The organism is Oceanobacter sp. 1_MG-2023 (genome assembly GCF_030689025.1).
In the GTDB taxonomy this organism is placed as follows: domain Bacteria; phylum Pseudomonadota; class Gammaproteobacteria; order Pseudomonadales; family Oceanobacteraceae; genus Oceanobacter.
Window position 1 is genome coordinate 1 of record NZ_JAUYWA010000045.1, and the last position, 5,859, is coordinate 5,859.

Annotated in this window: 6 protein-coding genes and 2 pseudogenes; 4 read left to right on the plus strand and 4 right to left on the minus strand. The window is 50.6% G+C overall.

Annotated elements, in window-relative coordinates:
* The 4 genes and pseudogenes from Q8W22_RS16450 to Q8W22_RS16465 form a co-directional block, all read right to left on the minus strand.
* Positions 1–602: pseudogene (locus tag Q8W22_RS16450) on the minus strand (transposase); the annotation flags it as partial.
* A 271-nt stretch (positions 603–873) separates the two neighbouring features.
* Positions 874–1,161 carry a putative quinol monooxygenase gene (locus tag Q8W22_RS16455; RefSeq protein WP_305453086.1) on the minus strand — a complete coding sequence of 96 codons (288 nt, stop codon included), beginning with the start codon at positions 1,159–1,161 and terminating at the stop codon, positions 874–876.
* Positions 1,162–1,197: 36 nt separating this feature from the next.
* A complete protein-coding gene (locus tag Q8W22_RS16460) occupies positions 1,198–1,344 on the minus strand; it encodes a hypothetical protein (protein ID WP_305453087.1) in 147 nt (48 codons plus the stop codon).
* Positions 1,345–1,395: 51 nt separating this feature from the next.
* A complete protein-coding gene (locus Q8W22_RS16465; protein WP_303434217.1) occupies positions 1,396–2,268 on the minus strand; it encodes a LysR family transcriptional regulator in 873 nt (290 codons plus the stop codon).
* A gap of 106 nt (positions 2,269–2,374) precedes the next feature.
* On the opposite strand from Q8W22_RS16465, the gene Q8W22_RS16470 reads away from it, so the two are divergent.
* From Q8W22_RS16470 to Q8W22_RS16485, 4 genes and pseudogenes are all read left to right on the plus strand, one after another.
* Positions 2,375–3,496, plus strand: coding sequence for an S-(hydroxymethyl)glutathione dehydrogenase/class III alcohol dehydrogenase (locus tag Q8W22_RS16470; protein WP_303434218.1), 1,122 nt, complete (start codon positions 2,375–2,377; stop codon positions 3,494–3,496).
* A 119-nt stretch (positions 3,497–3,615) separates the two neighbouring features.
* Positions 3,616–4,443: an S-formylglutathione hydrolase gene (gene fghA, locus Q8W22_RS16475; RefSeq protein WP_303434219.1), complete on the plus strand. Its 828-nt coding sequence runs from the start codon at positions 3,616–3,618 to the stop codon at positions 4,441–4,443.
* Positions 4,444–4,622: 179 nt separating this feature from the next.
* Positions 4,623–4,898 (plus strand): annotated as a pseudogene (locus tag Q8W22_RS16480) (transposase); the annotation flags it as partial.
* A 335-nt stretch (positions 4,899–5,233) separates the two neighbouring features.
* Entirely contained in the window at positions 5,234–5,800 is a 567-nt protein-coding gene (locus Q8W22_RS16485; RefSeq protein WP_305453088.1) for a hypothetical protein, read from the plus strand.
* Positions 5,801–5,859 lie beyond the last annotated feature (59 nt).

The window sequence follows — 5,859 nt, forward strand, 5'->3', positions numbered from 1 at the left end:
TCGGAGGTTTCAAGCGTCGCGGCAATTTTCGCTCTCACCGGATTTAAATCCACGTAAGCCATGCAACTGAGTAACGCCGCTTCGTCGAGCAATGCCTGGGACTTGAAACGACCTTCCCAGAATCGCCCGGAGCAGTCGTCTTCCGCATTCGCCTCGCGGGCAATGGCTTCGTTTAACACGCGCATAAACCAGCTGATATCCGACAGTCGGGAACGCCATTCCTCAATCAGTATCGACAACCGTTGCTGCTCCGGCTCTGAGAGCAATTCTTCCCGCACAAACCGCTGCGACAGCGCATTGCCCTTGAACAGCTGATGCCAGCGCAGCACAACGTCCATATCGCTCCAGGCCTGAACCTGTCGGGTATCGATAAACAGCACCACGTGGTAGTGATTCGACATCACTGCATAAGCCGCAACCTGGATGGCGAATATTTGCGGCAACGCCAGAATACGCTCTTCCAGCCAACCGCGCCGATGTTCGTAACTCTGGCCAGACACTGAATCTGTTCCACACAGATAAGCGCGACGTACACAGCGAGAAACACAGTGGTAATAAGGAGTGGCCTCAATCGAGACCTGTTGTTTACGAGGCTTGGGCATAGTCGAACTCCGTCCGTGAAGTTGATGATTTTTCAATTATGACATCGCGACGCGGCAATGGAATCAGGCAAAAGTACTTGATTGATGGGTGTCCTGATAGTCTTCTAATAGTCCTGCTCTTGATTGGTGGGTGTCCTAATAGTCCGGGTGTCCTGATAGTCCGCTGCTGATAGTCCGTCCTTGATCGGTGGGTGTCCTAATAGTCTGCGCTGTCCGGGATTAGTTGACCACTACAAACACCCCCGCTGACAGCCCCTACGAACGAGAGCCTCTATATCACTTTGCTGTGTTTTATCACTTGAGTTGATTGTATTAAATCCAGAGCAAAAAGGTCCTTGGTATAGTCCGCATTCATATGGGTTGCCAGTGATTCCTGACTGGTAAAAATCTCCCATAAGATAAACTGGTTTGGCTTTTCGGCTGCTTTAAAAAACCTGAATTCAACACAGCCTGGCTCGTCGTTGGTGACTTTCTCGAACTCTGGCAACTGTTTTTCCAATGCTTCTGCACAACCGGTTCTGGCTTCAATAACAGCAGTCATTGCAATGTAATCTGACATATTCATTTTCCTGTTACTTCAAGAGATACAAGCAGCTTATGTTCCAGTAAACACGGTATAAGCCAGCGGATAATCACATTTCAGCAAACCGATTTCTGCTTGCTGATGTACCTGTATAGCTTGTGCACCAGCGGGCAGGTAGTCCAGTGTCAGTATTGGGAAAAAGAATTGCGCAGGTGGCATATATCTTATCCCTGCGGCATTTGCGTGGCCGCTGCTTGATTTTCCGTTAACTCAACTCCCGAGCCGCTCTGCCAGAAAATCCACCAACAGCCTGACCTTGGTCGACAGGTGGCGGCTGTGCGGATACAGCGCCCAGATCCCTTCGGCTTCCGGCTGGAATTGCGGCAAGAGCTCAACCAGTGCGCCACTGTCGATATGTTCCTTGACGTAATAATTCGGCAGCTGAACCAGACCTATGCCCTTGAGGGCTGCATCGACCAGCGCCAGGCCGCTGTTGGTGCGCAGGTTGCCGCTGACGCGGAGGATTTTTTCCCGGTTGTACTCTCGAAAACGCCAGTAATCGAGAGTGCCCAGCAAACAGTTGTGGTGTTGTAACTCCGAGAGCGAATGGGGCTCGCCCCGTTTGCTCAAGTACTCTGGCGAAGCACACAGATATTGCTGGCGAGTGGTCAGGCGGCGAGCCTTCATGGAGGAGTCTTCCAGCTTGCCCAGGCGAATGGCGAGGTCGTAACCGCCGTCAATCAGATCGAGTTTCTGGTTGGTCATCTGGCATTCAAGCTGCACCTGGGGATGCAGCAGCAGGAAGTCGTTGAGCAACAGGGAAATATGATTTTCACCATAGGTGAACGGTGCGGTCAGTCGTAACAGTCCGGTGGCTTTGTGGTTGAGGGAGTTAAGCGCTTGCTCGGCTTCTTCCAGGCCATCAAGCAAAGGCCGACAATGCTGATAATACAGTCGGCCGGCTTCCGTCACCGACACCTTGCGGGTGGTGCGGTGGAGCAATTCGCTGTTGAGTCGGGCTTCCAGTGCGGCAACCTGGCGGCTGACCTGAGCTACCGATAGTTTCAGCCGTTGGCTGGCCGCGGTAAAGCTGCTGGTTTCGGCCACGGCAACAAATTCTCTGACTCCTTCCCATTGCACCATTATTTCTACACCGTAAAGATAAATTGTTAATTGAGGGGATTATATCCATGTGGGGAAAAACTAGAATGGTGTTTTACAATAAATAAATCCTCAGCAGGAGAACAACATGACTGGATCCATCACATGCCGTGCCGCGATTGCCTGGGGCCCGAAAGAGCCTCTGAAGATTGAAGAAGTTGAAGTTGCTGCACCAAAAGCCGGTGAAGTGCGAGTAAAAATTGTCGCGACCGGTGTGTGTCACACCGATGCCTTCACGCTGTCTGGTGAAGATCCTGAAGGTATTTTCCCGTCGATTCTGGGCCACGAAGGTGGTGGTATCGTTGAGTCTGTTGGTGAAGGCGTGACCAGCCTGAAAGTAGGCGACCATGTGATTCCGCTGTACACCGCCGAATGTGGCGAGTGCAAGTTCTGTAAATCCGGTAAAACCAACCTGTGTCAGGCTGTACGTGCCACACAAGGCCAGGGCCTGATGCCAGACGGCACCACGCGTTTCACTTGTAAGGGTGAGCCAATTTTCCATTACATGGGTTGCTCTACTTTTTCTGAGTACACTGTGCTGCCAGAAATCTCTCTGGCCAAAGTCAACCCGGATGCCCCGCTGGAAGAAGTGTGTCTGCTGGGTTGTGGTGTTACCACTGGCATGGGCGCAGTGATGAACACCGCCAAGGTCGAAGAAGGTGCCACCGTGGCTATTTTTGGCCTGGGCGGTATTGGTCTGTCGGCCATCATTGGTGCCACCATGGCCAAAGCCAGCCGTATCATTGGTGTGGATATCAATGAAAGCAAATACGAATTGGCGAAAAAACTGGGTGCAACCGATTGCATCAACCCGAAAGATTTCGACAAGCCGATTCAGGAAGTGATCGTTGACCTGACCGACGGTGGGGTGGATTACTCGTTCGAATGTATCGGTAACGTCGATGTGATGCGTTCAGCGCTGGAATGCTGCCATAAAGGCTGGGGCGAATCCGTGATCATCGGTGTTGCCGGTGCCGGTCAGGAAATCTCTACCCGCCCATTCCAGCTGGTGACTGGCCGAGTCTGGCGCGGTTCAGCGTTTGGTGGCGTCAAGGGTCGTTCCGAGCTGCCGGAAATCGTTGAACGTTACATGGCTGGCGAATTTGCCCTGAACGACTTTATCACCCACACCATGCCACTGGATCAGATCAACGAAGCCTTTGACCTGATGCATGAAGGCAAATCAATCCGTTCCGTTATTCATTACTGAAACCCCTGATGCCAGATGGCGGATGTCTGGTCTGGCCAGCTCCGCCATCGGCATTGCCGTTTAACCATTTGCATCTGACGTCTGCTGGCAGGCGTCTGACCTATCTGAAGGGGACTTCCATGGAAATGATTAGTCAGAACAAAAGCTTTGATGGCTGGCACAAGCAATATACGCATCGGTCGGAAGTACTGAACTGCGATATGCGCTTTGCGATTTATCTGCCGCCACAAGCGGTGCAGGGGCAAGATGTACCGGTGCTGTACTGGTTGTCGGGACTGACTTGTAGCGATGAAAACTTTATGCAAAAAGCCGGTGCCATGCGAGTGGCAGCGGAGTTGGGCATTGCGATTGTCGCACCGGATACCAGCCCGCGTGGTGAAGAGGTAGCCGATGCAGACCAGTACGACCTTGGTCAGGGGGCTGGTTTTTATGTCAATGCCACCCAGGAGCCTTGGAGCAAGCACTATCGCATGTACGATTATATCGTCAGCGAATTGCCCGCCCTGATCGAAGCGACTTTCCCGGTGACAGCCAAACGGGCAATTGCCGGTCACTCGATGGGTGGCCACGGGGCATTGACGATCGCCTTGAAAAATCCGGGTATGTTTTCATCTGTATCGGCATTCAGCCCTATTTGTAATCCGGTGAACTGTCCCTGGGGTCAGCAAGCCTTGACTGCTTATCTGGGTAAAGACCGTGAATTGTGGAAGCAACACGATGCCAGTGAGCTGATGAAAAACCCAGCGGTGCGTATTCCTGCGCGAGTGGATCAGGGAGAGGCAGATAACTTTCTGGTGGAGCAATTAAAGCCAGAGGCACTGACCGCTGCTGCAGAAGCAAGTGATTACCCACTGACATTGCAAATACATGCCGGTTACGATCACAGCTATTACTTTATTGCTTCATTTATTGAAGAGCACTTACGTTTTCATTATCGCCATTTCTGATATTGGCGTTCGGGTATTGGTTGGTACTTGCTTATCAATCACTGCTCAGGGGTAACAAGCAGAACATGGCTTGAGGGTCGAGAGTGTGGATACTGGCATCTGCGGATGGTCGTCGGATGCCAGTATCGTCGTGCGGAGCCATCAGGCTGGTGTACCCGTCAGCTCCAGTCTCTAGCAGGCTGTTGATTTTATCCCTGATACCTACTGGCTTCGGTAAGGTTCCACACGATCACCCATTACGATCCATCAAAACCCTGTTAGATCAGGCGCTCACCCACATCGATTGGAAACTCAGCCTGATCTATTCCGAGCGCGGGCGGGAATTCATTCCTCCGGAGCGTTTATTGAGAGCCTTGCTGCTGCAAATCCTCTTCAGTATTCGCAGCGAACGGCAACTGGTCGAGCAGATTCAGTACAACATGCTCTATCGCTGGTTTGTCGGCCTGAGCATTGATCACTCCTTGATCTGATATGTATGGATATCCAGTATAATTGAAAGTTGCCCAAATCAATGCGCGCTTTTTCAGAAGCCTTGCGCGCTTTCCCGGACGTTGTTATCGTCAAGGCATTGATACACGGAAAGTTGTTGCGCAGGTTGACAGATTAATACGCAAGGCACACAGGAACAGGAGTTAATGCGCATGCTCGCTTTCACAGAATGGACTGATCTGGAAATGGATTTTACTTCCTATCATTCAAGTAGTTACGGTGATTTCCCAGAAATCGGCTTGCCCAGAAACCGCGCATGCGCACTAATAAACTGTTAGGGAAACTAAAGGAGAAACCTACCATGAAAGAAATAATAGCCGCTGTTGTGGCACTTTTAATTGGGGCTGGTGGAGCCTACTTTTTCCAAAATGGAAAAATTAATAAGCTCGAAGAGAGAATTGACGCTCTCATCACAGGCCAAGTTCCTGCTTACGGAATTTTATCCAGAGTCAACAGGGTAGAATTAGAAAAATCAAGCAGTCCATTTACCTGTAAGCTACAAGATGGAGGGTTTCCAAAGTCTAAAGGGATTATTCGTTACTTTTGGGATTTTGAGTACGCATACGGAATTATCGTGCCACCCAATTACGATTGGAAAGTTGACGAATTAGGCAATGGCGTGGGAGAAGTTGTAGCGCCTAGCTTGCAGCAACTAAGACCTGCAAAGGTTGAGTTCAAAGATTTCGATGAAATCAACGAAGCTAACGGCGACCGCTGGGAGCGCATGTATTACGATGCACTTATAGTCGCAAAAGAGTGGGTGGAATATACGGGAGAATTCCGTCTAAAAGCAGATGAGAATTTATGGAATGATTCAAAATCATCATTAACAAATATGTTGCTTCCCTTGGTTGTAGTGGTCAACTAATCCCGGACAGTATTTTAAGGTTTTCCTCAGCTGCAACAGGCGAAATGCCGCCGTTGAAT

Excerpts from the sequence above, each read along its gene's own strand:
- Q8W22_RS16455 (WP_305453086.1), bottom strand. The coding sequence starts at position 1,161 with ATGTCAGATTACATTGCAATGACTGCTGTTATTGAAGCCAGAACCGGT.
- Q8W22_RS16460 (WP_305453087.1), bottom strand. The coding sequence starts at position 1,344 with ATGCCACCTGCGCAATTCTTTTTCCCAATACTGACACTGGACTACCTG.
- Q8W22_RS16465 (WP_303434217.1), bottom strand. The coding sequence starts at position 2,268 with ATGGTGCAATGGGAAGGAGTCAGAGAATTTGTTGCCGTGGCCGAAACC.
- Q8W22_RS16470 (WP_303434218.1), top strand. The coding sequence starts at position 2,375 with ATGACTGGATCCATCACATGCCGTGCCGCGATTGCCTGGGGCCCGAAA.
- fghA (WP_303434219.1), top strand. The coding sequence starts at position 3,616 with ATGGAAATGATTAGTCAGAACAAAAGCTTTGATGGCTGGCACAAGCAA.
- Q8W22_RS16485 (WP_305453088.1), top strand. The coding sequence starts at position 5,234 with ATGAAAGAAATAATAGCCGCTGTTGTGGCACTTTTAATTGGGGCTGGT.